At 75.0% G+C, this 24,160-nt stretch carries 17 protein-coding genes; 8 read left to right on the top strand and 9 right to left on the bottom strand.

What is annotated here, in order from left to right:
• Positions 1–58 precede the first annotated feature (58 nt).
• From pepN to ACZ7C5_RS31060, 3 genes are all read left to right on the top strand, one after another.
• Entirely contained in the window at positions 59–2,566 is a 2,508-nt protein-coding gene (gene pepN / locus ACZ7C5_RS31070) for an aminopeptidase N (RefSeq protein ID WP_470323947.1), read from the top strand.
• A gap of 169 nt (positions 2,567–2,735) precedes the next feature.
• Positions 2,736–3,971: a cytochrome P450 family protein gene (locus tag ACZ7C5_RS31065; RefSeq protein WP_470323946.1), complete on the top strand. Its 1,236-nt coding sequence runs from the start codon at positions 2,736–2,738 to the stop codon at positions 3,969–3,971.
• Between the two features lie 134 nt (positions 3,972–4,105).
• Positions 4,106–5,944 (top strand): hydroxysqualene dehydroxylase, encoded by a 1,839-nt coding sequence (locus tag ACZ7C5_RS31060; protein WP_470323945.1) that lies wholly within the window; start codon positions 4,106–4,108, stop codon positions 5,942–5,944.
• 9 nt (positions 5,945–5,953) lie between these two features.
• On the opposite strand, the gene ACZ7C5_RS31055 is transcribed toward ACZ7C5_RS31060, so the two are convergent.
• The 6 genes from ACZ7C5_RS31055 to ACZ7C5_RS31030 all read right to left on the bottom strand — a co-directional run bounded on the left by ACZ7C5_RS31055 (position 5,954) and on the right by ACZ7C5_RS31030 (position 12,307).
• Positions 5,954–6,097, bottom strand: coding sequence for a hypothetical protein (locus ACZ7C5_RS31055; protein ID WP_401092284.1), 144 nt, complete (start codon positions 6,095–6,097; stop codon positions 5,954–5,956).
• A 127-nt stretch (positions 6,098–6,224) separates the two neighbouring features.
• Positions 6,225–6,968 carry an alpha/beta hydrolase gene (locus ACZ7C5_RS31050; RefSeq protein WP_401092283.1) on the bottom strand — a complete coding sequence of 248 codons (744 nt, stop codon included), beginning with the start codon at positions 6,966–6,968 and terminating at the stop codon, positions 6,225–6,227.
• A 230-nt stretch (positions 6,969–7,198) separates the two neighbouring features.
• Positions 7,199–8,326, bottom strand: coding sequence for an FAD-dependent oxidoreductase (locus ACZ7C5_RS31045; protein WP_470323944.1), 1,128 nt, complete (start codon positions 8,324–8,326; stop codon positions 7,199–7,201).
• A gap of 191 nt (positions 8,327–8,517) precedes the next feature.
• A complete protein-coding gene (locus tag ACZ7C5_RS31040; protein ID WP_470323943.1) occupies positions 8,518–8,991 on the bottom strand; it encodes a hypothetical protein in 474 nt (157 codons plus the stop codon).
• Between the two features lie 421 nt (positions 8,992–9,412).
• Positions 9,413–10,021, bottom strand: a complete 609-nt coding sequence (locus tag ACZ7C5_RS31035) for a transglutaminase-like domain-containing protein (RefSeq protein ID WP_470323942.1) — start codon at positions 10,019–10,021, stop codon at positions 9,413–9,415.
• Positions 10,022–10,129: 108 nt separating this feature from the next.
• Positions 10,130–12,307 carry an SdrD B-like domain-containing protein gene (locus tag ACZ7C5_RS31030; RefSeq protein WP_401092281.1) on the bottom strand — a complete coding sequence of 726 codons (2,178 nt, stop codon included), beginning with the start codon at positions 12,305–12,307 and terminating at the stop codon, positions 10,130–10,132.
• A gap of 250 nt (positions 12,308–12,557) precedes the next feature.
• Here ACZ7C5_RS31030 and ACZ7C5_RS31025 point away from each other — a divergent pair, with 250 nt between their 5' ends.
• The 4 genes from ACZ7C5_RS31025 (at position 12,558) to ACZ7C5_RS31010 (ending at position 17,373) form a co-directional block, all read left to right on the top strand.
• The gene (locus ACZ7C5_RS31025; RefSeq protein WP_470323941.1) at positions 12,558–12,902 is read left to right on the top strand and encodes a hypothetical protein; all 345 of its coding nucleotides are present in this window, start codon (positions 12,558–12,560) and stop codon (positions 12,900–12,902) included.
• Between the two features lie 273 nt (positions 12,903–13,175).
• Positions 13,176–13,673, top strand: a complete 498-nt coding sequence (locus tag ACZ7C5_RS31020; RefSeq protein WP_470323940.1) for a beta-class carbonic anhydrase — start codon at positions 13,176–13,178, stop codon at positions 13,671–13,673.
• Between the two features lie 333 nt (positions 13,674–14,006).
• Complete coding sequence (locus ACZ7C5_RS31015; RefSeq protein WP_401092279.1) at positions 14,007–15,068, top strand: patatin-like phospholipase family protein; 1,062 nt, start codon at positions 14,007–14,009, stop codon at positions 15,066–15,068.
• Complete coding sequence (locus tag ACZ7C5_RS31010) at positions 15,004–17,373, top strand: protein kinase family protein (RefSeq protein ID WP_470323939.1); 2,370 nt, start codon at positions 15,004–15,006, stop codon at positions 17,371–17,373. Before ACZ7C5_RS31015 ends, ACZ7C5_RS31010 begins: the two co-directional genes overlap by 65 nt.
• Before the next feature lie 291 nt (positions 17,374–17,664).
• Here ACZ7C5_RS31010 and ACZ7C5_RS31005 read toward each other — a convergent pair whose 3' ends face one another.
• Positions 17,665–18,852 carry a lanthionine synthetase LanC family protein gene (locus ACZ7C5_RS31005; RefSeq protein WP_401092277.1) on the bottom strand — a complete coding sequence of 396 codons (1,188 nt, stop codon included), beginning with the start codon at positions 18,850–18,852 and terminating at the stop codon, positions 17,665–17,667.
• Positions 18,849–22,154, bottom strand: coding sequence for a lantibiotic dehydratase (locus tag ACZ7C5_RS31000; RefSeq protein WP_470323938.1), 3,306 nt, complete (start codon positions 22,152–22,154; stop codon positions 18,849–18,851). The genes ACZ7C5_RS31005 and ACZ7C5_RS31000 overlap by 4 nt, the downstream gene beginning before the upstream one ends.
• Before the next feature lie 214 nt (positions 22,155–22,368).
• Between ACZ7C5_RS31000 and ACZ7C5_RS30995 the strand changes: the two genes are divergently transcribed.
• On the top strand, positions 22,369–22,500 hold the full coding sequence (locus ACZ7C5_RS30995; protein ID WP_262987117.1) for a hypothetical protein: 132 nt from the start codon (positions 22,369–22,371) through the stop codon (positions 22,498–22,500).
• Positions 22,501–22,729: 229 nt separating this feature from the next.
• Here the strand turns inward: ACZ7C5_RS30995 and ACZ7C5_RS30990 are convergent, their stop codons facing one another.
• Entirely contained in the window at positions 22,730–23,665 is a 936-nt protein-coding gene (locus ACZ7C5_RS30990) for a JmjC domain-containing protein (RefSeq protein ID WP_470323937.1), read from the bottom strand.
• Between the last annotated feature and the right edge of the window lie 495 nt (positions 23,666–24,160).

Genomic DNA, 24,160 nt, shown 5'->3' with positions numbered 1-24,160 from the left:
GCCGTCCGGGCCTCCTCTGCCGAAAAGCGGGTGTCGCCCGCCCGCCGGATGGAGCAGCATGATCCCCGTGTCCGATACCTCAGTACTCACCCGCACCGAGGCCGCCGAGCGCCACCGACAGCTCGACGTCCGCACCGTCCACCTCGATCTCGACCTCACCCTCGGCCGGGAGGTGTTCGGCTCCACCACCGTGATCCGCTTCGGCTGCACCACCCCCGGCGCCGACACCTACGTGGACATCAAACCCGCCACCCTCCACCGAGCGGTGCTGAACGGCCGCGAACTGGACGCCACCACGCTGCGCGCCGGGCGCCTCCCGCTGACCGGCCTCGCGGCCGACAACGAACTCACCGTCGAAGCCCACATGGCCTACTCCCACACCGGCGAAGGCATGCACCGCTTCACCGACCCCGCCGACGGCGAGGACTACGTCTACACCCAGTCCTTCCTCGACGACGGCCCACGGGTGTTCGCCTCCTTCGACCAGCCCGACCTCAAGGCCCGGTACACCGTCACCGTCACCGCGCCGCCGCAGTGGACCGTGGTCGGCAACAGCACGGGCCGCCAGGTCACGCCCGGCCGCTGGGAGTTCGCGACCACCCCGGCCATCAGCAGCTACCTGGTCTCCGTGGTCGCCGGCCCCCTGCACTCCGTACGCGCCGAGCACGACGGGATCCCGCTCGGCCTGCACTGCCGCCGCTCACTCGCCGCCCACCTGGACACCGACGCCGCCGAACTGCTGGAGATCACCCGCCAGGGCTTCGACCACTACCACCGGGTCTTCCGCCACCGCTACCCCTTCGACAGCTACGACCAGTGCTTCGTCCCGGAGTTCAACGCCGGCGCGATGGAGAACCCGGGCTGCGTCACGCTGCGCGACGAGTACATCTTCCGCTCCGCCGTGGCCGACACCAAGCGCGAGGAACGCGCCCTGGTCGTGGTCCACGAGATGGCGCACATGTGGTTCGGCGACCTGGTCACCATGAAGTGGTGGGACGACCTCTGGCTGAACGAGTCCTTCGCCGAGTACATGGCCTACAGCGTCACCGCCGCCTCCACCCGCTTCACCGGCGCCTGGACCGGCTTCGCCGCCGACCGCAAGCCCTGGGGCTACGACGCCGACCAGCGCCCCTCCACCCACCCCGTGGCACCCGGCACCGTCGACGACACCGCCCAGGCACTGCAGAACTTCGACGGCATCTCCTACGCCAAGGGCGCCGCCGCACTGCGCCAACTGGTCGCCTGGCTCGGCGAGGACGCCTTCCTCACCGGAGTCAACGACTACTTCGACGAACACGCCTTCGGCAACGCCACCCTCGACGACCTCCTCCGGGCACTGGCGGCGGCCTCCGGCCGCGACGTCCACGGCTGGGCCGACCGCTGGCTGCGCACCACCGGCGTGGACACCCTGCGGCTGACCGACGGCCGGATCGAACACACCTCGCCCGACGGCACGCCCCGCCCGCACCAGCTGACCGCGGCCCACTACCGGCGCACCGCCGAGGGCACCCTGGAACTGGCCGGCCGCGTGCCGCTCGACCTGACGGCCGACGCCACCGCCGCGCCCGTGCGGCCCGCTGCCGCCACCGAGCTGACCCTGCTCAACGACACCGACCTCAGCTACGTCAAGATCCGCCTCGACCCCGGCTCCTGGAAGACCGTGCGGTCCTCGCTCGGCGCCGTGCCCGAAGAACTCGCCAGGGCGGTGCTCTGGAGCGCCGCCCGGGACCAGGTGCGCGACGGGGAACTGACGCCCGGCGAGTACCTGGAGCTGGTCGCCGCCCACCTGCCCGGCGAGACCTCCGTCCACCTGGTGGACGCGGTGCTCTCCTTCGCCCGCGACTTCGTGGCGGACTGCGCCGTACCGCCGGCCGCCCGCCCGGCCGCCCTCGCCACCCTGGCACAGGTCTGCCGCACCCTGCTGCGGCGCACCGAGGGCGAACCGGACCGCACCGGCCTGCGCCTGGTGGCCGCCCGCGGCGTGATCAACACCGCCGCCGACCGGACACAGGCCACCGAACTGCGCGACTGGCTGGCGGCCGGCACGGTGCCCGGCGGACCGGTGCTCGACCCGGACCTGCGCTGGCACCTGCTGCTGCGACTGTGCGTGCTCGGCGCGGCGGGAGAACCGGACATCGCCGCCGAACTCGCCGCCGACCCCAGCGACACCAGCGAGGAGGGCGCCGCCCGCTGCCGCGCCGCACTGCCCGACCCGGCCGCCAAGGAAGCCGCCTGGCAGACCCTGTTCCACGGCGAACTCTCCAACTACCTGGCCACCGCCACCGCCAGGGGCCTGTGGCAGCCCGAGCAGGCCGAACTGCTCGACCGGCTGACCACGCGCTACTTCGAGGAACTGGGCCCGGCCACCGCCCGCCGCGGCCCCGCCCTGGCCCGGGTGCTCGCCACCGCGGCCTTCCCCGCCTTCGCCGCCACCGAACGGACCGTACGGGCGGCCGAGGCCTGCCTGGCCGACCCGGACCTCACCGCGGCGACCCGGCGCGGACTGGTGGACCAGCTGGACACGCTGCGCCGCGCCGTCCGGGCCCGGGCACTGACCGGCCAGTAACCCGACAGGCAGTAACCCGACCGGCAGTAACCCCCGGCAGGGGGAAAGCAGGGGCCGCGCATCCGAACGGAGCGCGGCCCCGTTGACGACCGCGCCGCACCCCACTAGAACGGAGCGCAGGCCCCGGTACGGCCTGACGGGGCACCCCGAGATCCCGAGGAGCAACACCATGGCTCCCACACCCCAGGACCACAGCGGCTGCCCGGTCCTGGACATGACCGCCCGCACCCTCCACCAGCAGAACGCGCAGCTGCGCTCCGCCGGACCCGCCGTACGGGTCGAACTCCCCGACGGCATCATCGCCTGGTCCGTCACCCGCAACTCGGTGATCCGCGCCCTCACCAGCGACCCGCGCATCTCCCGCGACCCGCGCAAGCACTGGCCCGGCCTGGCCTCGGTACCCGAGGGATGGCCGATGGGACCGATCGCCTTCCAGCAGAACTTCTTCAACCTCTACGGCGCCGAACACCGCTCGGCCCGACGCCGGATGGCACCCTCGTTCGCACCCCGCCGGGTGTCCGCGCTGCGCCCCGGGATCGAGGCGACGGCCGCCGCCCTCGTCGGCGCGCTCGCCCCCGGGGAGGCCGTGGACATCCGCCGCGCCCTCGCCCTCCCGCTGACCATGACGGTGATCTGCGACCTGTTCGGCGTACCCGCCGACCTGCGGCCCCGGATAGACGGGGCGATGGGCACCCTGCTGACGACGACGGCGACGACCGAGCAGATGACGGCCTCGCGGGCGGACATCAACGTGGTGCTGACCGAACTGCTGGAGCTCAAACGACGCGAGCCCGGGCCGGACCTCGCCAGCGACGTGGCCGCCGTCAGCACCGGCGGCGAGACGGGCCGCAGCGAGGAGGAGTCCCGCGACGTCCTCTTCCTGATGCTCGGCGCCGGGTACGAGACCGCCGTCAACCTCATCACCAGCGCCGTCCAGGCCCTCCTCACCCACCCCCGCCACCTGGCCGGGGTCCGCGACGGCACCCTCGGCTGGGCGGACGTCATCGAGGAGACCCTGCGCTACGAGAGCCCGGCGATGCACCTCCCGCTCCGCTACCCGCTGGAGGACGTCGACCTCGGCGACGGCGTGGTCATCCGCCGGGGCGAGCCGATCCTGCTCGGATTCGGCGCGGCCGGCCGGGACCCGGAGGCCCACCCGGACCGGCCGGACGACTTCGACCCGACGCGCCCCGACAAGGAGCACCTGTCCTTCGGCCACGGCCCGCACTTCTGCCTCGGCGCGCCCCTGGCCCGACTGGAGACCGAAGTCGCCCTGGACGGCCTCTTCGGCGCCTACCCCGACAGCGTCCTGGACCCGTCCAGGACGCCGCCGGCCCGGCTGGAGTCCGTCATCATCAGCGGCCCGTCCGAGCTCTGGATCGTTCCGACGCCCGCCCCGGCGTGACACCCCCGGACCGCATCGTCGCGGCCTTCCCGTAGCGCCCTCGGCCCGGACCGGTGACCGGAGCCGGGTCCCGTCGTTGCACACCGGGGTCGCCCCGCCGTTCGGGTGACCGGGGAGTCGGAGGTGCGCGCATCATGGGATCGGCCGAGGGTTCGCGGGACGCTGCGGTGAGCGGCCGGACGCGGCGTCAGTTCCTCACCGGTGCCGCCGTGTTGGGCGGTGCCGTGGCCGCCGGTCCCGCGGCGGGTGCCGCCGCGCTCCCGCGCGGGGCGGGCACCGGCGCCCGCGGCGGCTCCGGGCGGAGCGTGGCGGTCCTCGGCGGCGGGGTCTCCGGGCTGAGCGCCGCGCACGAACTGGCCGAGCGCGGCTACCGGGTGACGGTGTACGAGTACCACGCCGCGCTCGGCGGCAAGGCCAGGAGCATGGACGTGCCGGGCAGCGCGACCGGCGGCCGCCGGGCGCTGCCGGGCGAGCACGGCTTCCGGTTCTTCCCCGGCTTCTACCGCAACCTGCCGGACACCCTGCGCCGCATCCCCTGCGCCGGCAACCCCGGCGGCGTCCACGACAACCTGCGCGACGCCACCCAGGCGCTGCTGGCCTACGACGCCCCGCGCCCGGGCCTGCTCCTGCCGTTCCGGACCCTCACCACCCGGCCGCTCGACCTGGGCGACCTCGCCCCGGACGCCCTGCGGCGGACCCTGACCGGCGCGCTGGACGAGGTGCTGCACCTGCCCGCGGACGAGCTGGCCTACTTCGTCGACCGGGTCCTGGTCCACCTGACCAGCTGCGACGTGCGCCGCGAGCAGCAGTGGGAACGGGTGCCGTGGTGGGACTTCATCAGGGCCGGGCGGATGTCCCACGACTACCAGCGCCTCCTCGGCGTCGGCCTGTCCGGGGACCTGGTCGCGACCCGGGCCGAGCAGGCCAGCACCCGTACGGTGGCCCGCACCGTCGTCGAGGCCTTCCTGCTGAACGGGCTGCTCGGGCGGGGCGTCGACGGACAGCCCGACCGGGTGCTCAACGGCCCCACCAGCGAGGCCTGGATCGACCCGTGGGCGGCACACCTGTCGTCGCTGGGCGTCGTGTTCAGGACCGGGACCGAGGTCAGGGAGGTGCTGTACGCCGACGGCCGGATCACCGGGGTCCGGGTCGCTCCGGCCGGCGGCGGGGCCCCCGAGACGGTGCGGGCCGACCACTACCTCAGCGCGCTGCCGGTCGAGCACGCCCGCGCCACCTGGGGTCCGCGCCTGCGCGCCGCCGATCCCCAGCTGGCGCGCTGCGACGCGATCGGCACGGACTGGATGACGGGCATCCAGTTCTACCTGCGCCGCCCGGTGCGGCTGGTGCACGGCCACGCGGTCTGCCTGGACTCCCCGTGGGCGCTCACCGCGGTCGGCCAGGCGCAGTTCTGGGACCGGGACTTCGCGGCCGGCTACGGCGACGGAACGGTGCGCGACTGCCTCTCGGTCTGCGTCTCGGAGTGGGACCGGCCCGGGATCCTCTACGGCAGGACGGCCAAGGAGTGCACCCGTGAGGAGGTGGCCCGCGAGGTCTGGGCGCAGTGCCGGCGGGCCCTCGAACGGCCGGGCGCCGGGTGGCCGGCGGACGCGGACGTGCACTCGTGGTTCCTCGACCCGGCCGTCACCGGTCTGGGCGGGCCGGCGCCGGCCAACCGCGAGCAGCTGCTGGTCCACCCCGCCGGAACGCTGTACCACCGGCCCTCCGCCACGACCGCGGTGGGCAACTTCTTCCTGGCCGGCGACTACGTCCGCACCGACGTCGACCTGGCCACCATGGAAGGGGCCAACGAGTCCGCGCGGCGCGCCGTCAACGCCCTGCTGGACGCGGACGGTTCGACCGCCGAACGCTGCCGGATCCGGCTCCTCTTCCGGCCCCCGGAGCTGGAACCGCTCAAGCTGCTCGACGAGGCCCGCTACCGCCTCGGCCTGCCGAACACCTTCGACCTCGGATGACCGCCGCCGCTACGCGGCTTCCGGGCCCGGGCCCGCGGTGGCGGCCTTCGCCTCGCCGTCCTGCTCGCCGAACTCGCGGAACCGGCCGAGCTCCTGCCGGGCGTTGAGCCAGAAGTCGACGGTGTACGTCCCGCCGCCCTTCCTCAGGGCCATCTCGACGTGGGGCGGGATCCCCGGTGAGGCCGGGGATCCCGCCCGGCACGACGGCGACGTCCCACCGGCGGGGGAGTGCCGTCGGCCGGTACGGGCTACCGCCCGCCGGCGGCCCGGCGGCCCGGTGTCACTTCAGGTGCCGGGCGAAGAACCGGGCCCCGGCGTCGAGTTCGAACTGCGGGACGCCGGTGTGCCCGCCCATGTTGGCGTGCAGGGTCTTCTCCCTGGAACCGAAGGCGTCGAAGAGGTCCAGGGCCGCCTGCCGGGGGTTCCCCTCGTCGTCCCACTGCAACAGGACGTGCAGCGGGATGGTGACCTGCCGGGCCTCCTCGAAGACGGCGGCGGGCACCAGACTCCCGGCGAACAGACTGGCGGCCGAGACGCGCGGCTCGACCACCGCCAGCCGGACGCCGATGGAGATGATTCCCCCCTCGTATCCGACCGGGCCGCCGATCCCGGGCAGCGCGAGGAGGTTGTCGAGCGCCGCCCGCCATTCCGGGACGGCCTTCTCGACCAGCGGGAGGATCAGGGCATCGACGATCTCGCCGCTCACCGGCCCGCCGGCCTCCATCACCCGGCGCAGGTCGGCGCGGGCCCGGTCGGCGGCGGCCCAGCGGGGACGGTCGCCGCTCCCGGGGAGCTCGATGGTGGCCGCGGCGAAGCCGTACTCCGCCGCGTAGTACCGGGCCCGCCCCGCCAGCCGGGGGTACATCCTGCCCAGTCCGAGCGGCGGGGGGCAGATCAGGATCAGCGGAGCCGGTGCGGACGCGGAGGCGGACGCGGGCGTCCACAGGGTGCCGGGGATCTCGCCGAGGGTGAACTCGCGTTCGAGGATGCCGTCGTCGAGGCGCTGTTCGGAAGTGAATCGCATGATGGTCATGCCTTTCGGGAGTGCTCTGAACGGCGCTCCCGGACGACCTATCGCCCGACCGTGACCCCGGAGGGGAGCACCCATGTCGAAACTGCGTTCACGGGTACCACCTCCTCGTTCTCTCGCACGGCCTTCGGAAGGCTAGCAGACCGGCGCGGGACCGGTCCCGAGGAAATCCGCCGCCTCCGGGGCCCGCCCGGCCGTCCCGGCGGGAGCCGGAATCCGGCTCGTCACCGGCCCTGCCCGGTGATGAACTCGATCATGTCGGGGGTCATGCCGCCCTCCGACCAGCCCTCCGAGACGCGCTCCGGGAACGAGACGGCGGCCTCCGCGCTGCGGGGGAACATGGCCCGCTCGTACGCGGTGAGCGCCGCCTCGACGTCGTCGGGGTGCGCGGCGAGCGCCCTGCCGAGTTCGGCACCGTCGAGCATGGCCAGGTTGGCGCCCTCGCCGTTCGGGGCCTGGAGGTGGGCGGCGTCGCCGATCAGGGTCACCCCCGGCACCCGGTCCCACCGGTGCTCGTCCGGGAGGGCGTAGAGCGAACGCAGGACCGGCGCGGTGCCCTCGGTGATCAGCGCGACGAGCTCCGGCGCCCAGCCGGTGAACTCCCGCGCGATCCGCGCGGTGGCCGCGGCGGCATCCGTGAAGTCGATGCCCGAGAACCAGTTCAGCGGCTCGGTGATCCACACGTAGGCGTGCAGGGTGTCGCCGCTCTCCCGGTGGGCGAAGATCTCCCTGCCCGGCGACGACGCCATCATCGACCCGTCGCCGACCGCCCGCGCGGTGGCCGGGTACCGGGTGCGCGCGTCGGCCAGGTACGTCTCGACGAGGGACTTGCCGACGTACTCGGGCCTGGCCGCGGAGAGCAGCGGCCGGACGCGTGACCACGCGCCGTCGGCGCCGACCAGCAGGTCCGTGGTGACGGCGGTGCCGTCGGAGAACACCACCTCGTGACGGCCGTCGCCCAGGGCCCGGACGACGGTGGCCTTCCGCCCCCACCGGACGGTGCCGGCGGGCAGCGAGTCGAGCAGGATCCGCCGCAGGTCGCCGCGCTGCGCCTCGGGGCGTCCGCCGGTGCCGTCGTCGGGCACGTCGAACAGGACCGTCCCGTCGGTGCCGAGGACCCGCATCGCCTGGCGGCCCTCCAGCACGATGGCGCGGAACTCGTCCAGCAGGCCGGCCGCCCGCAGGGCGGGCTGCCCGGTGTCGTCGTGGATGTCGAGCATCCCGCCCTGGGAGCGCGCCGACGGGGAGGGCTCGGCCTCGTGGACCGTGACCGGGATTCCGTGGACGTGCAGGACCCGGGCCAGCGTGAGGCCGCCGAGCCCGGCGCCGATGATCGTGACGGGTGTGCGCATGGGTGACTCCTTCGGGATCGAGCCGCCCGCTCGATCCGGGCCGGCCGCTCCCTGGACGGTGTCAGGCACCGCCTTCGTGTCACCGTCATCCGGCCGTCGGCCCCGCCGGACGACCGGCAGGCCACCTGTATAGGTCTGTCAGACGGCCGACACCGCAGGTCGTTCGGCGATTCGCCGACCGGGCCGGCCGGCTACGGCCACGGGTAGCCCACCTGGTCGGGGTCGGAACCTCCGCAGAGCTCGGCCGTGGCACGGGGGTCGCCCGCGGTCAGCCGTGCTTCGAGGCGCCCGGCCTGGTCCGACGGGTCGTCCGCGGAGATCGGAAGGGTCATCAGGAACTGGGCCCAGGGCAGATCCGTCTCCTCCCTGCCAGGGGGATGCCGCAGGACGACGCTGATCCGGTCCGGTTCCTCGCGGGAGGCCCAGACGGCCTCCAGCTCGCACTCCCACCGGGCGAGCCAGTCCTCGCGTTCCCTCAGCCCCGCCTCCAGCAGCGTCGCGACCACCGCCGCCGGCCACTCCCAGCCGCGGTCCTCCTCGGCCCGCCGGACCTCGGCCTCGTACCGATCGGCGGCGAACCGGAGCTCCGGCAGGTCGAAGTCCTGATCGGCCGGGTCGCGCCAGCCCGCCCAGACGACCTGCTCCCCGTCCCGCCTGACCGTCACGTACAGAGCACCGCAGCACCGCTCCAGACCGCACCCGGCCCCAGCGAGACGAACCTCGTGGGGCGTCGCCGTGGCACGCGGCGGCCTGGTCCGGCGCAGCAGGTACCGGGGCCCTGCTCCCACGAACCGGGGGCCTCCCTCCCCGCCGCGGGGGGACAGGCCGGCCAGGAGGTCCCGGCCGTTGACGATCGGGCGGATCTCGGTGCCTCCCTCGCCGGGCGGTGGGCAGACGATGTCCAGGCTGAGAAGGTCCGGTTCCATGGCCACCGGCCCATGATCGCGAAGCCGGCCGCGGCTGTCATGCGAATCGCGCGGCCTCCGCTCACGGCGGTGGTCCGGACGCCGCAACCCGAGGTGCGGACAGGGCCGGCCGGTGCGCCGCCCGCTGACCGGCGGGCACGACTCGAACACGCGCCGCAGCCTACCGAGCCGCCGCCTCACCCGAACCGGCTGCCGCCTCGCCCGGCAGTTCCGCCGGCAGGTAGCCGTAGCCCTGCCGGCCCGGCACGGCCCGGGCGAGCGCCAGGACCAGCGGGGCCGGCGGTGCGGCGAAGACCCCAGGGTAGTCCCGCTCGCCCAGCTCCGGCCGGACCGGCCAGGCCAGCCGCTCCCGCTCCAGGTCATACCGCGCGTCCACGCCCTCCCGGTTTCCCCGGGCGTCCAGGCGGGACCAACGACCGTGCAGGAGAACGGCGTTGAGGGCGTGCAGCACGAATCCGCCCGAGCCGTCCGCCAGCCGCTGGTAGCACAGGCCGGCCGGCACCCCCTGCGCCCGCAGCAGCGCGGCCAGCAGATGGGACTTGCCGTGGCAGATCGCGTTGCGCGCCGCCAGCACCCCGGAGGCGCGGAACGCCCCGCTGTACGCGCCCGCGTCCGCGGAGTGGGCGACCCGGTCGCGGACGTGGTGGAACGCGGCCTCCGGCGTGGCCAGTTCGGCGGCCAGCCGGCGCAGCTCCGGGTGCCGGTGGTCGATCACCTCGTCCGCCGCGAGGTAGGCGGCGGGGTCGTCGGTCTTCGGTCGCAGGATCATGCCGTCCACGGTGCCGCGCGCACCGTCCGCCGCGGGCGGGATTCCACTCCTCGGACAGGGGCCCCGGGGCACCGAAGCGCCCCGGGGCCCCGTCCCGCACGACCGGGGTCAGTGCCCGCAGCCGCAGCGCCGGAACCCGAAGTCGAGGGAGTGGTCGTTCTCGCCCGGTCCGCCGGTGGTCAGCGCCCGCTCGGGATATCGTCCCCCCGGCGGGGCGACGCCGTCGGAGTCGATGAGCGGATCGTCACCGACGCCGTGCCTGGTGGGCACCCACCGGTACAGCGGACCGCCCTCGGCGTAGTCGGCCGGCTCGTCCAGCCGGAGCGTGTACGCGGTGCGCGGCGTGAGGCCGCCGTCCACGTTCGAGTCGTCGAAGTAGTACTCGCCGCGCGCCGTCGTCCTCGCCGTCCCGACGAGCGTGCCCGCCCCGTCGTACAGGTGGACGGTGGCACCCGCCACGGGGAGCCCGCCCGGCTGCTGGACGCCCGTGCGCCCGGCGTCGTACCAGACCCGGTTGCCGATCTGGAGCGGTGCCCGGTCGCAGAGCACCTCCAGGTCGCCCATCGAGGCGCCCTTGCCGAACGGCGCGGGGACGTCCGCCGGGTTGAGCCGCAGCCCGGACACCGGGTCCTGCCCGCCGTCCGCCCGCCGCAGGAACGACGTGCCGTAGCCGAAGGCCGTGCTGTTCGGGTCGAACCCGGAGACCGCGACGGTGGACTCGACCTTGGACAACGCCATCCCCGCGTAGGACGCGTTGTGGTGGAAGCCCATCCGGCTGGTGTCGAAGAAGCGGGTGCCCCGGGGCGAGAGCCCGCAGCCGTTGTCGGTGTCCATCACGTAGCCGCCGTCCGCCGCGCAGGCCTTGTTCAGGTCACCGCCCGACAGGACCTCACCGACCGCGCCGCCCGCCGCCGCCTGCCCCGTCGCCCGGTCGGCGAGGCGGTCGCGGAAGGCCAGCAGCATCGAGCCGTCCGTCTCGAAACCGACCTCGGCCAGCTCCGGCTCCGGCTGGGCGCGGTAGCCGGAGCAGACCTGCCCGTTCTGCGTCGCCGGGTAGGTGTCCGTCCACGGGAACCAGCCCGCGCCGTCGCACGGGCCCGCACCGACCGTCGACTGGCGCGGGTAGTCCAACGGCTGGTCCAGCACGGCCTGCCGGAACCGGCCGGTGGCCGGGTCGAAGGGCAGCACGACCGCCCGCAGGTCCGACGCCCGGCCCGTCGACTCGCCCGAGCAGACACCGCCGAGGTACCCGGTCCCGTCCTGGAGGCCCAGACCGAAGGGACGCCAGTCCCCGGCCGCGGGACAGCCCGGATCCGGGATGGCGTAGACGGCCTTCGGCGCCGACGCGGTCGCCGCCGTGGCGTCGTAGCGGTACAGCCGGCGGTCGTTGAGGTTGACGACGAACAGGTCCCTGCCGTCGTCCGTCACCCTCAGCCCGCCGAGGCTCTCCCTGCCCGGCACCGCCAGGAACGCCTCGTCCGCCCCCGGCCCGTGCGCCGTGCCCCCGGCGTCCGGGACGGTGGCGAACAGCGTGGTCCGCTTCCGCGCCAGGTCCGTCACGTAGATCCCGCCGGCGCCACCGGGCCCGTACCCCGTGGTGCGCTTGGCCGCCGCCGAGGAGAACACCCGCCGGTCGGCCCGGTTCCACGCGATGCCGAACAGCGTGCCGGTCTGCGCGTCGGTGGCGATGTCCGTGACGTTCACGTCCACCCCGTCCTGGCCGCGCGCACCGTACGGGAACGACACCAGCGTGCGCTGCGCACCGCCCTGCCAGGTGGTGTTCTGACAGGTCGTCACCAGGGTCGCGTTCTTCTGGCAGTAGTCGCCGGGGCTCCACAGCCCCGTGGTGTACGAGACGTCGGCGCCGCCGGAGAGGTCGACGAACTCCTCGTTGGAGCTCAGCCGGTCCGGCGCGCCGTCCAGCCCCTGCCGCGAGGCGAAGGCGGGGAACAGCACGCCCGGCCGCGGATTCACCACCCGCACCCGGTACCCGCCGCCGTGCTCCCTGCTGCGCGCCGGCGGTGCCAGCGTCACCGTCCCGTCGGCCGCCGTGGTGCCCTCGACGCGGACCCGGTCCCCGCCGGTGAGCGTCACCCTCACACCCGGCAGCCCCGGTTCCAGCGCGGGCGTCCACACCCCCGAGGCGTCCACCGCCCGGACCACCCGGACCGTCACCGTTCCTTCCGCGCTCTGCGGGAACGCCTCCGGCGCCGTCAGCGACCCGCTGCCGGCCAGCGCGACGGCGAGCACCGCGGCCCGCGCGACGCCCGTCCTTCGTCTTCTCATCCCCACCTGGGCCCCACTCTCGTGATCGGCGGGCGGACGCCCGATCCGGACAGGACCCCAGGAGAGCGGCAACCGGCCGACCACGCCCCCGCTTCGGGACAGGTTCACCGGTGTGTGTGACGGAGAAGGCGCCGGAAATCGCATCAAGTTCGGATACGACCTCATGAGTTCGCAGCCGATCCGGGTGGGCGTCGTCCCCGGCGGCGAAACCCGCTCGACCGGGCCACCTCCCCGACGGGACCACACGATCATGGAATTCCTCTGCTACCACCGCGACCGTCCCGGCTCCCCGCCGCTCGGCACGGCGGTGCTGGTCCCGGCGCCGGACGCGGAGACGGCACACGCCGTCCTGACGGCGGACCGGTACGCCGACGTCGAGGTGCACACCTGGCAGTTCGGCGGCCGGCCGGCCGTACCGACCCGGTGCCGCCGCCGGCGTCCCCCGGGGTGCGGTCACCCGGGGGAGTGGAGAACGGGCGATTCCCGCCCGGGCGGCTCCGCCGGGCAGTACGGTGCCCGCATGACCGTGCTCGTCCGCCGTCGTCACATCGACTTCGGCCGCGTCCACTCCACCGGCTGTCCGGTCGGCGTCTGATCGCCCGGCCGGTCCGGCCGCGCCGTTCCGCCCCCTGCCGGACGGCGCCGCCGTGACGGCCGCCCGCCTCCGCCGCGCGGACCCGCCGTCGCTCCGGCCGGCGGCCCGTCCGCGCCGCGCCCCGGGGCACACCCGTCGCGAAAGCGGCTGCCGAGAAGCGGCCGCCGCCTCGTGCCGCCCGCGCCTCGCGCACCCACCGGTCCGCGAGGACGGGGGCTCCCGGGTGCCCCGGCCCACCACGATCCGACCGCACCGAAGGGACAGCCGTCCACCATGACCGACACCGTCACCGACCTCTACCTGCGCAACAACGCCGACTACGCCTCGGCCTTCGACGGGCCGCTCCCGCTCCCGCCGGCCCGCCACACGGCCGTCCTGGCCTGCATGGACGCCCGGCTCAACGTCTGCGGCGCGCTCGGCCTCGCCGAAGGCGACTCGCACGTGATCCGCAACGCCGGCGGGGTGGCGACCGACGACGCCATCCGCTCGCTGGCGATCAGCCAGCGGCTGCTCGGCACGCGGGAGATCATCCTCATCCACCACACCGACTGCGGCATGCTCACCTTCGGCGACGACGCCTTCCGCGAGTCGATCCGGGAGGAGACCGGCGTCAAACCCCCGTGGGCCGCCGAGGCCTTCACCGACCTGGAGACGGACGTCCGGCAGTCCGCCGCCCGGATCCGCACCAGCCCCTTCGTCCCGCACACGGACTCCGTCCGCGGCTTCGTCCTCGACGTCGCCACCGGCCTCCTCAAGGAGGTCGTGCTCTGACCCGACGGCGCCCCGGTGCGGCGGGCCCGTCCGGCCCGGCTAGGACCTGTCATCAGGGGGCCGGCCCGGAAGGCGGCGGTGGTCTTCCCCCAGCGGCCGACCGCCGCTGCCTCTCCGCATTCGACTTCGGCGCCAGGAATTCCCGAGCCCGGTTTCCCGCTCGGTAAACGGAATTGCCGCCCCCCGCTTGCGAAAGCGGTGGCCGGCGCTCCGCATCTTCGCCCCGTCGTCCCGTGAAAAAACACTGCCGGGCGCGTTCCGCGTGTGGCACAGTACGTCACTGTGACCGACGGGTTCATATCTGGACAAGGGTATTGGGATCCCGATCATCCCGTGCTCGAAATCCTGCGGGCCAGGCGCGACTCCGGCAGCCTGCCGGGGAGCCGCGCCGACGGTGCGCGGGTCGCGCTCGCGGTCGAGGGCGGGGGCATGCGCGGGGTGGTGTCGGCCGCCATGCTGTGCCAGTTGGAGGACCACGGCTTCAAGAACGCCTTCGACGTGGTCTACGGGTGTTCGGCGGGCGGGATCAACGGCGCCTACTTCCTTGCGGGGAACACCTGGTATTCGCTCTCGATCTACTACGACGACCTGACGACACGCAGGTTCGTCGACTTTTCCAGGGCCTTGCAGCGAAAGCCCATTCTGAATCTCGACTACTCCTTCGAGCACGTCATGGAACGGGTCAAACCGCTGGACTACGCGGCGGTGATCGACTCTCCGGCCCGGCTGGCCGTTCCGGTCACCGATGTCGACGCCCTGCGAACGGTCGTGCTGCGCGACTTCTCCTCCAAGGAGGAACTCAAGACGGCGCTGCGCGCCTCCGCCTGGCTGCCGATCGCGGTCCCGGGCACCGCGCGCACCTCCGACGGGAGACGAGCGGTGGACGGCGGCGTGCTCACGGCGCTCCCGTTCCGGCTCGCGCTCGACGACGGCTGTACGCACGTGCTCTCGCTGAGCACCCGTCCGATGCGCGAGCGCGTCGGCGGAAGCGTGTCCCCGATGCACCGCTTCACCTACCTGCACCTCGAACGGCTCCGTACCGGACTGGGACGCGGCTACCTGGCGGCGATCCGGCAGAAGTACCGGGACCAGGAGTGGCTGCGCGGTGAGCGGCACTCGTCCGGCGGGGTCGGGCCGCACGTGCTGGACCTCGCTCCGCTGCCCTGGATGCCGGAACTGAAGCGGCACGAGATGGACCGGCACCTGCTGCTCGAACATGCCCGCACGGCCTACGAGACGGCCTTCTGCGCGTTGGAGAACCGACCCACCGCGATGATCGCCCAGGGCCGCATCCATGCCATACCCCGGCTGACGGTGGTGGAGACCGCGAATGGCGCCCCAAGGAGTGGCACTCGATCCGGTGCTCGCGGCCCTGCGCGACCTGACGGGCTATAGCCAGGACCGGACGGCCTCCCTGCGATCGGCGCTGGGCCTGTCGCCGGCCGGGCCGGAGGGCGCCAGGCGGCTCGCCGGCCGGCAAGCCGCCTGGCGGCGGGTGCTGCAGGACATACCGGTGGACGAGCGCTCGTTCGACACCCGTTTCGGGCTCGGCTCACGGACGGCCGTGATCGCCCGTCTGACGGCCTGGTGCGCCGGCTACCGGGAGCAGGGCGAAGCGCTCAGGCAGGACTGCGCCGACGTCTTCGGGTTCACGGGGCTGTTCCTGCTGACGCTGATCGGCCTGGCCGAGTCCGAGGCGCAGCGTTCCCGCCTGCCGGCCGCGGACCCGGCGGGCGGTGCGGACGCGAGTGCCCTCACCCACGACTGCCCGGCGGTCTGCGGTGTGCTCGCCGCGGACGAGGAGGTCGGCCGGGTGGTGTCGGCCGTCTACAGCCCCGAGCCCGCCGCCGGGCGCCGTCCCGCCCCGGAGAGCGAGCAGGCGGTCCGGGAGTGGCGGGCGATGGCCCCGAACCTGCGCTTCCACCGTCACGGCAGCACGTCCGTGATCCTCCGCGGGAGCACCACCGGGGCGGTGCACGGGGCCCGCCCCGACTTCGCGCTGAAGCTGGTCCTCTACCCGTTCACCCGGATCGAGACCCTGGCCAAGGCGACCCGGGAGTACGCGCGGACCTACGGGTCGGCTGCTCAGGGCCTGCGGCACCTGGTGCGGGTGTGGGCCAGCTTCGACACCTGGATCATGATGGAGTTCATCGAGGGCAGCACCCTCGCCGAGACCGTCCGGGCCGAGGCCGCCGGCCGGCCCGCGGGCGAGCTGCGGCTGAGTCTGGACCGGCTCCGCGAGCAGGGGTCGAAGCTGTTCGACGCGCTGGCGGAGCTTCAGCAGGTCGCCGCGGACAACCCGTTGCACGGCGGGCCGGGCGGCGTCCACGCGGACCTCTCGCCGTCCAACATCATCGTCTCGGCCGCCGACGGGACCTTCCGGCTGGTCGACCTCGGCCGGAACTACCTGTACACGCACACCATCACCGGCGCCACCGGCGTGGCGTCCTCGTACATCGCGCCCGAGGTGCGGTCCGGCGACGGCCACATCCTGCGGGCCGACCTCTACTCGCTGGGCCGGCTGCTGATGCTGTTCGGCACCGGGGTGGAGAGCACCGAGCGGGTGGTGCCGGACGTCTTCTACATGCGGGCCCCGCAGCTGGCCCGGTTCCTGGAGGACCTGGTCGACGCCGTCCCGGAGCGGCGGTTGCTGATCTTCTCCGATCCGGAGCGGCGGGACTTCTCCTACGCCAGGCTGAAGGAGGGCTTCCTCGCCGAACTCGAACTGGTCCGGGCCGCCGAGCGCGACAGCGGCGAGCTGCGGGTCGAAACCGGGTGGCGGGCGCTGCGCGAGCTGGCCCGGCCGCTGGCGGGCGACCCCGGCCGGGAGTGGCGGCTGTGGCGCGGCCGCAGGCGAAGCGGTACCCCGTCGGCGACCGGCAGCCGGCCACCGCTGGCCACCTGGCTGCTCGGATGGTCGCTGCTGTCGGCCCTGGTGTGGGCGCTCACCAACTTCGCCGTCCTGACCTGGCTGTTCCGCGACCTGAACCTGTCCTGGGACAACCGGCTGATCGAGCTGGTCCAGCACCTGGGCGGCGACCGTGAAGGCCTGCCGGTCGTCGACTCGTGGCGGCACTCCGACTACACCGTGCCGGACTGGCGGGCCAACCTTCCGGCCCGCATGGTCGGGCTGTCCTACGCCATCGCCGCCCCGAAGTACTACCAGATGCTGTTCTCCGGCCTGACACCGCTCGCCATCGGCCGCAGGGCCGGCTCGTTGAGCAGGCTCGCCCTGGCCACCGAGACCATCATGCGGATCATGGCGGTGGTCCCGTGCGGCCTGGTGCTGGCCATCACCCTGGTCGAACCGCGCTGGTGGCCCGTCAACTCGGCGATCGGACAGATCCTCACCTGGCTCGCCAACCTCCTCACCCTGGCGTACGTCCGCGCCGTCATCGCGCGCTCCCGGCGGCTCGGGCTGACCACGGTGCCCGAGGACGACAGCAAGATCACCGGTCTGGCGGCGTTCACCCAGTGGTCGCCGACCTCGATGTTCTACGCGGTCGCGGTCCTCACCGTCGGCACCCTGCTCTACCTGGGACTCCTGCACGACGTCTACGTGTACGCGCTGGCGGTCACCTCGACCAACCTCATCCTCTTCTACGTCATCAAGTGCGGCCTCGGCGGCCCGCTGGTCCGGGTGGCCATCGTGCGCGCCTGTCTGACCGCCGAACGGATCGGCCGCCTCGGCGGCCGGTGACGCCGCTCGCCGATGACGGGCGGGGCGGGTTCCGCGCGACCTGATCGCCACCGGCCTGACCGACACCCACGAGGAACTCGGCGCGGGCCTCTTCCCGACCTGGCCCCAGGACCACCCCGACTACCGCGTCCCGGCCGTGATCCAGATCGACCACGTCCTGCACGGGCCCGCGCTGACCGCCGTCGACGTCACCGAGCACGCCCTGCCGCGCAGCGACCACCGCGCCGTGGTGGCCGAACTCGCCGTCCTGAGCTGACCGCTGACTCTGACGGCGGGCGGCTGGCAGCGGGCTCAGCCGAGGAGGAGGAAGGCGTCCCAGCCCGCGGCGGCGCCGGGGTGGGCGTGCGCGTGGAGGGCCAGGGCCGCGCCGGCGGTGCCCTCCAGGAGGGTGGCGGGCTCGCCGGCGGCGAGGGCGGCGGCGAGGTCGCGGGCGGTGGCCGCGGCGAGGGCGGGCAGGTGGGCGGCCAGGGCCGCGGAACCGGAGTCCTCGGCCATGCGCTGGACGATCCGCAGCAGGCCGCCGGTGCCGTGGCAGAGCCCGGCGCCGGCCAGGTGCCAGGCGGCGGGCCCGGCCAGGGCGTCCGTGAGCGCGGTGACGGCGGTGGTCCGCCAGTCGTCGCGGCCCAGCGCGGTGCCGGCGAGGAAGAGCGCCCGGGCCGCGCCCGGGGTGCCGTAGCACCAGGCCGCCCGGGTCGGCGCGTCGGCGGGCGGCCGGCCCTCCTCCACGTCCTCGACGCGCACCGTCATCGGCCAGCCGCCGGCGGGCATCCCGCGGGCGGCGAGCCAGAGCGCCAGCGCCTCGATCGCCTCGTCCTGGCCGGGCACCCGTACGTCCCGCAGCCGGGCCAGGGCCAGCAGCGCGAGAGGGCCCGGAATCCCGTGCGCCAGACCGAGGTTGACGTGACCGCGGGGGTGGCCGGAGTCCGCGCCGGGAAGCCCGGGGCCGCCCGCCGTCCACCAGCGCGGCAGCGCCCCGCCGGCCGGTGCGGCCATTTCCACCAGGGCGGCCAGCACTCCGGCCAGCGCGGGCCCGTCCGGTTCCAGGGCCAGCAGCAGCCGGCCCAGACCCGACGCCCCCGAGACCACGTCGAAGGTGTGCGCCCGCAGGCCCGTCCCCGCCGCCAGATCGGCCCGCAGTGCGGCCACCCGCCCGGCGGCGGACTCGCCGACCCGGGGCACCAGCGCGTCCAGCAGCCCCCGGTACTCGCCGGGGGCCCGCGCCATGACGCGGGCGGCGAAGGCCACCGCGGCGGCACCGGAGTAGAGGCCGCCCCCGCGCATCGCGCCGGGCGCCCGCGCCGCGTCCGCGAGCTGTCCGTGCGCGGCCCGGCGCAGCGCCGGGTCCTCCCCGGCCAGCACGGCGAGGGCGAGCGCCGCACCACTGCGGCCGGCCCCGAGCCCGGGGGTGGGGACGGACCCGGGCTCGGCGGGGCCGGTGAGCTGGGCGGTGACCGCCCGCAGGGCTTCGGTGGGGGTCATCGGCCCTCGCTCGGGGTGGTGGGGCGGGTGCGGTGCGCTTCGAGGGTGCCGCGGGCGATGGCGTAGGCGCGGCGTTCGGCTTCGCGGTCGATGCCGACGAGGCGGTTGTGGCCCATGTGGAGGAGGGAGGCGAGCGCCGGTCCGGCGCAGGGCGGGGTGAGGCGGGGGGCGTAGTGGGCGAGTCGGGCGGCGCGCTGCTGCCACGCGGCGGTGAGATCGGGGTCGGCGGGCAGCAGGCCGCCGGCGGGCGTGGTGGGGCCGTCCGGGCCGATGGCGCGCAGGGCCGTGCCCCGGTGGGCGCGGAAGGCCTGGTGGTGGGGCTCGGACTTGGGGTAGGTGGCGGCGATCCAGGTGCCGACGGGTGGCGGGGTGGGGCGGGCCGTGAGGAAGTCCTGGGCGGTGGCGGTGAGGTTGACGGCGGCGAGCAGTTCCCCGGGCGTGGTGCGGGCGGCGCGGGCCAGGCGCAGGGCGGCGAGGGCGACCAGGCTGTCGGCGTGGAAGACGCGCTCGGCGTGGGCCAGGGCGTCGGGGCCGCCGTAGCGGTCGGTCTCGGGGGTGTAGCCGTCCAGACGCAGGTCGGCGGCGAGGCCGGCGCGGCGCAGGTCGTGCGCCCAGTCGTGGAGGATGGGCAGCAGGCCGGCGGCGAGGGCGGGCGGGGTGCCGTGGAAACGCAGGCGCAGGTGGGGGGCCGGGTCCCGGTAGCGGATGAAGAACCAGCGGTCCACGTCGCCGGGCAGGGCGGCGATCAGGCGGGGCAGGTGGTCGGCGAGGATCTCGTCGTGGCGGGCCTCGGCGGCGGCGATGCGGGCGAACAGCCAGGGGCCGCCGGGGAGTTCGGGGGTACGGGGGTGGGGCGCGGGCAGTGGCCGGTGCGCCGCGGGGCGGGCCGGGGCCGACGGGCGGGCGGCGCGGCGCAGCGGGACGACGAGTTCGGCGCTGTGGGCGCCGCCGGGGCCGCGCAGCCAGCCGCCGTCGCCGTCGCCGTCCCCGGTGAGGCCGCCGTCGCCGGTGAGGTCCTCTTGGAGCACGGTGGGCCGGGCGGAGCGGGACTGGCTGTGCAGGAGGCGGCGGTGCCAGGGGTCGTCGAGGTCGAGGCTGATCCGCTGGTCGCCGCTGAGCAGGCGCACGGCGGCCGGGACGCCCCAGCGGCGGCGCCAGCGGGCGAGGCCGTCGGCCCACTGCTCGTACGGGGTGTCGGCGGAGGGGACGGGAGCGGTGAGGCGCCAGGTGGCGGGGGCGAGGACGACCCGGCCGCGGCGGACGCGGGGCAGGGCGGGGGCGCTGGCGGCGGCGCCCCAGTCCCAGGGCTGCCAGGGGCGTTGGCCGGTGAGCGCCACCTCCTGGAGGAAGCGGGCCGCGTTGGGGGCGCCGGTGCGCAGGTTGAGCGCGTGGTGGGCGGTGGCGCGGATCTCGCGGCCGAGGCTGCGGGAGTGGACGGAGAGGCGTTCGGTGTCGGCGAGGACGACGAGGTCGTCCAGCGGGAGGGCGGCGGGGCCGCCGGGGTCGGGGAAGGCGCTGACGGCGACGCGGTGGCCGAGCCAGCGGGGGGTGAGGGCGATGTTGGCGTGGCGGGGGCGGTAGGGGGTGAACTCCAGGTGGGCGTCCAGGACTTCACCGGCGTCAGGAGTACCGGTGGGGGAGGCGCCGCCGGCGGCGGCGAGCAGGGCGCCGCCGTCCGCGCCCGCACCGGCGAGGTGGGCGGCGAAGCGGCCGAAGGTGGCACCGGCGCGGTCGCTGCCGGCCGTCGGGGAGATCACGAGGCGGAACCGCCCGGCGTCCAGGGCGTCGAGGGAGTCGGCGGCGAGTTCGGCGTACAGCTCCAGGGAGGCCGGCGGGGTGTCGGCGGCGCCGCCCGGCTCCTCCTGCGACGGGACCAGCCGGGCGAGCAGGTCGTCGTCGAGGACGACCTCGGGCAGCGGGGCGCCGGGCTCACGGTCGGCGAGGGCGCCGGTGGCGAGTTCGGCCAGCACCCGGTCGCGGGCCGCGTCGGCGTCGGTGCGGGCGTGGGTGGGCCGCGGGTTGGCCGCGCCGCGGGCACCGGCCGGGCGCCGGTAGCCGGCGGGCGGGCCGAGGCCGGTGTCGGGGTCGAGCACTTCGGTGAGCGGGACGGGGCTGTCGGTGCCGTACCGCTCGACGAACTCCGCGTGGTAGGCGCGCAGGTGCTCGGGGGCGGTGGCCGGCGGGGAGAGCCGCCACAGCACGGTGGCGGTGTGCTCCAGTTCGGTACGGACCCGCGCGGGCAGGACCACCCCGGCGTCCAGCGCGAGGTCGGCGTGCAGCGGCCGGTCGGCGGGCGCGAGGCCGGTCATCCGCCGGCGCGCCTCGCGCAGCACGGCGGTGGCCTGCCCGCGCGGCAGCGCGGAGGCCTGCGCCAGCAGGTCTCGTACGGCGGCGAGTTCGGCGCCCACGGGGTGGCCGTCGGGCAGCCGGTCGAGGACGTGACCGAGCAGGTCGGTGCTGTCCGGCGGGGGTGTCAGGTCGGTCAGCAGGAAGCCCTGGGCGACCAGCGTGCGCACGAGCGCGGCGATCGCCTCGGCCGGGGCGGCGGGGAAGTCCGCGGCCAGCGCGGCGAGCAGGTCCGCGTGGCACAGGGGGCGGGCGGCGTGGCGGACGGTGGCGCGGACGACGGCGGTGGCGCGGACGGTCCGCTCGGTGACGGGCTGCGCGCCGGTGTCCGCGGCGCCGGCGGCGGACCTGGCGCCGGCCGCGGCGGTGCGCCGTTCGGGCAGGTACGGCAGGACGAGCCGGTCGCCGCGCAGGGCCACCTGCTGGTCGACGGCCAGCCGCAGGGTGCCCAGCACCTGCGGGTCGGTGCGCAGCCGGTCCAGGAGCGGGAGGAGCCAGCCGAGGTCGGGGCGGAAGGCGCGGCGTTCGGCGCCGTCCCAGCGGACCTCGGCGCGGGTGCCGAAGCGGGCCTGCGCGACGGCGGCCATCAGACCGAAGGGGGTGGGGCGGGTGGCCATCCGCAGCCGGTAGCGGCCGACGGCCTCGGCCCCGCGGCGCAGGGCGGCCGGGCGAGGGGCCTCGGCGGAGCCAGGGGCGTCGGCGGGGCGAGGGGCTTCGGTGGCGGTGGCGGTCTGGTCCAGCAGGTCGGCCAGGGAGGGGCTGGAGACCTCGATCGCCTCGCGCAGGACCGGATCGGCGGCGGCCTCGGCGAGGTGGGCCGCGGGCGTGTCCCCGCCGGGCCCGCCGGGCCCGGCGGCGTGGCGGTGCCGGCGGGCCAGCGCGGGTGCGCGCAGCAGGACGGGGCCGGTCGCGGTGAAGAGCGTGTCCTGGCGTGCTGCGTCCGTCTTCTTCCCCACCGTGCCCCCGTGCCTCGTGCCGCCCGTACCGCTGCTTCGTCGGGTCGTTCTATCCCGATGATCGAAAACTGTCCATGCTTGATCAAAAGCCATCAACAGTTGGCTGAATCCGTCTATTCAGCTGTGCTCGGTCATTGTCGGGCCTCCGCACGAGTGCCTAACGTCCGCTGCAGTCCGCCGCGGCCAGTCGCGGCACCGACGAAGGGAGGCCCTCATGGCCACCGACATGCAGGAGCTGTTCGACCTCGATGTGCAGGACCTCGTCGCCGCCGAGACCGGCGAGCAGGAAGACGCGGCGTTCAGTGTCTCGTGTGAGGGGTCCTGCACCCGCCCGTACTGCATCTGACCAGCGGGACCGGCCCGATCGGGCCGGTCCGTCTGATCCAGCGGTAGTACGGGTACGACCGGGCGCGGTTGCCCGGACCGTCGATACGGTCAGGCAAACCGTAGTAGTTGTTATTGTTGTCTGGCCGGGGGCGGCGGAAGGGAGGGTACGGGGTGTTCCGCCCGTCCCTTCCACCTCCCCCGCCCACCCCGCGCCCGGTCGCGTTCTGCCCGCTCAGCCGCTCAGCCGCTCAGCCGCCCAGCGGCCCCGGGAGCGCCGGGGCGTCCGGCGGCGGCGCGGGGAGCGGTCCCCGTGCGAGGCGCAGCAGTTCCTGCGGGGTCAGTGCGGCCAGGCGGTCGCGGCTGAGGCGCAGCACGTCGGCGGCCGTGGCCAGCAGGTCGGCGGTCGTCCCGGGGCGCTCGGGCAGGTCGTCGCCCCGGGCCCCGGCGTCGCCCGCGGCCCCGGGGGAGACGCCCGCGGCCAGGAACTCGCCGACCGCCGCGTGCAGCCGTCCGGTGCCTGCCTCCCGGACGGTGAACGACAGGTGCACCGACAGCCCCTGACGGCCCGTCGCCGTGTGCGCGGCGCCACGCGGCACGTACAGCACCTCACCCGGCCCGAGCACCGTGTGCAGCGCCACCGGCCCCGGCTCGGGAGCGAGCCCCGGACGCCAGCGCCCGTCCGTGGGCGCCTCGTGGACCGTCCACTCCTTCTGCCCGGCGAGCTGGACGACCAGCACGTCCGCGTCGTCGCGGTGCACGTCCAGGCCGCGCCGGCCGGCGTCCGTCGCGAAGCAGAACGCCTCGGTGCGGCGGCCCAGTTGGAGGGCGATGTCGGTGGCCAGCTCCCGTACCGGGGCGTGCCACTGGTCCAGCTGCGGCAGCAGCAGGGTGGCGCCCTCGGCCAGCAGGGCGGTGATCAGCCCGGCGTCGGCCCAGCCGTCCTCACGGCGCCCGGCCACCGTGCGGGCCGTGCAGAAGCGTTCGGGGGCGACGACCTCGCCGTCCCGCACCATCTCCACGTACGGCACCCGCAGCAGGCCGTCGTGCAGGACGGCGTCCAGCTCGCCCGGCCGGGGCAGCCCGGCGGGCCACCCGGCCGTGCGGAACACCTGTGGCCTGCGGGTTTCCAGTGTCCTGGCGAAGGCGTCGGTGTCGCCCACCAGGTGTGCCAGTACTCGCCCCATCGTTCGTCCCCTCTCGTCCGACGCCCAACGTCAGACGTCTCACTCGGCCTCACACGCGGCGGCTCACCGGCGGCCGACCGTCCCATGACAAACGGATGAACAAGGGGAACCGGTTGAACCACATCCTCCGCCTGGCCGGAAACCGGCCAGCTTGGCATGTCCGGACGGCCACTCGCCCGGTGCCCCGATCCCGCAGGTCGGCGGGGTCCCCGGCGGGCCGTTCCGTCGCGCACCGGGGTCCCGGACAGGACCGCCGCGGGCGGAATCCGGTGGCCAGTGGGATAGATCACACCCGGCCGGAGGCCGAGGGCCGGCCCCGCCGTGGACACCGGCACCGGCACCGGCCCCGGGCCCGGCCGCGGTGCCGAAGCCAGGGCCGCCCGGACACCGAGCCGGAGCCCGCACTCGCGGACCGAACCGTGCAACCCTCACGGCGGCGCGGCGGTGAGTAGGGCAGAACGATGATCCGGCCGGATCGTCGCGCCGACACGAAGA

It is taken from the genome of Kitasatospora sp. NPDC036993, from assembly GCF_055607525.1.
The sequence above is the reverse complement of the archived record's forward strand: the minus strand, read 5'-3'. Positions and strand labels throughout refer to the sequence as shown.

Coding starts and splice junctions, on each gene's coding strand:
- pepN (WP_470323947.1), top strand. CDS start 59: ATGATCCCCGTGTCCGATACCTCAGTACTCACCCGCACCGAGGCCGCC.
- ACZ7C5_RS31065 (WP_470323946.1), top strand. CDS start 2,736: ATGGCTCCCACACCCCAGGACCACAGCGGCTGCCCGGTCCTGGACATG.
- ACZ7C5_RS31060 (WP_470323945.1), top strand. CDS start 4,106: ATGGGATCGGCCGAGGGTTCGCGGGACGCTGCGGTGAGCGGCCGGACG.
- ACZ7C5_RS31055 (WP_401092284.1), bottom strand. CDS start 6,097: ATGGCCCTGAGGAAGGGCGGCGGGACGTACACCGTCGACTTCTGGCTC.
- ACZ7C5_RS31050 (WP_401092283.1), bottom strand. CDS start 6,968: ATGCGATTCACTTCCGAACAGCGCCTCGACGACGGCATCCTCGAACGC.
- ACZ7C5_RS31045 (WP_470323944.1), bottom strand. CDS start 8,326: ATGCGCACACCCGTCACGATCATCGGCGCCGGGCTCGGCGGCCTCACG.
- ACZ7C5_RS31035 (WP_470323942.1), bottom strand. CDS start 10,021: ATGATCCTGCGACCGAAGACCGACGACCCCGCCGCCTACCTCGCGGCG.
- ACZ7C5_RS31030 (WP_401092281.1), bottom strand. CDS start 12,307: ATGAGAAGACGAAGGACGGGCGTCGCGCGGGCCGCGGTGCTCGCCGTC.
- ACZ7C5_RS31025 (WP_470323941.1), top strand. CDS start 12,558: ATGGAATTCCTCTGCTACCACCGCGACCGTCCCGGCTCCCCGCCGCTC.
- ACZ7C5_RS31020 (WP_470323940.1), top strand. CDS start 13,176: ATGACCGACACCGTCACCGACCTCTACCTGCGCAACAACGCCGACTAC.
- ACZ7C5_RS31010 (WP_470323939.1), top strand. CDS start 15,004: ATGGCGCCCCAAGGAGTGGCACTCGATCCGGTGCTCGCGGCCCTGCGC.
- ACZ7C5_RS31005 (WP_401092277.1), bottom strand. CDS start 18,852: ATGACCCCCACCGAAGCCCTGCGGGCGGTCACCGCCCAGCTCACCGGC.
- ACZ7C5_RS30995 (WP_262987117.1), top strand. CDS start 22,369: ATGGCCACCGACATGCAGGAGCTGTTCGACCTCGATGTGCAGGACCTC.
- ACZ7C5_RS30990 (WP_470323937.1), bottom strand. CDS start 23,665: ATGGGGCGAGTACTGGCACACCTGGTGGGCGACACCGACGCCTTCGCC.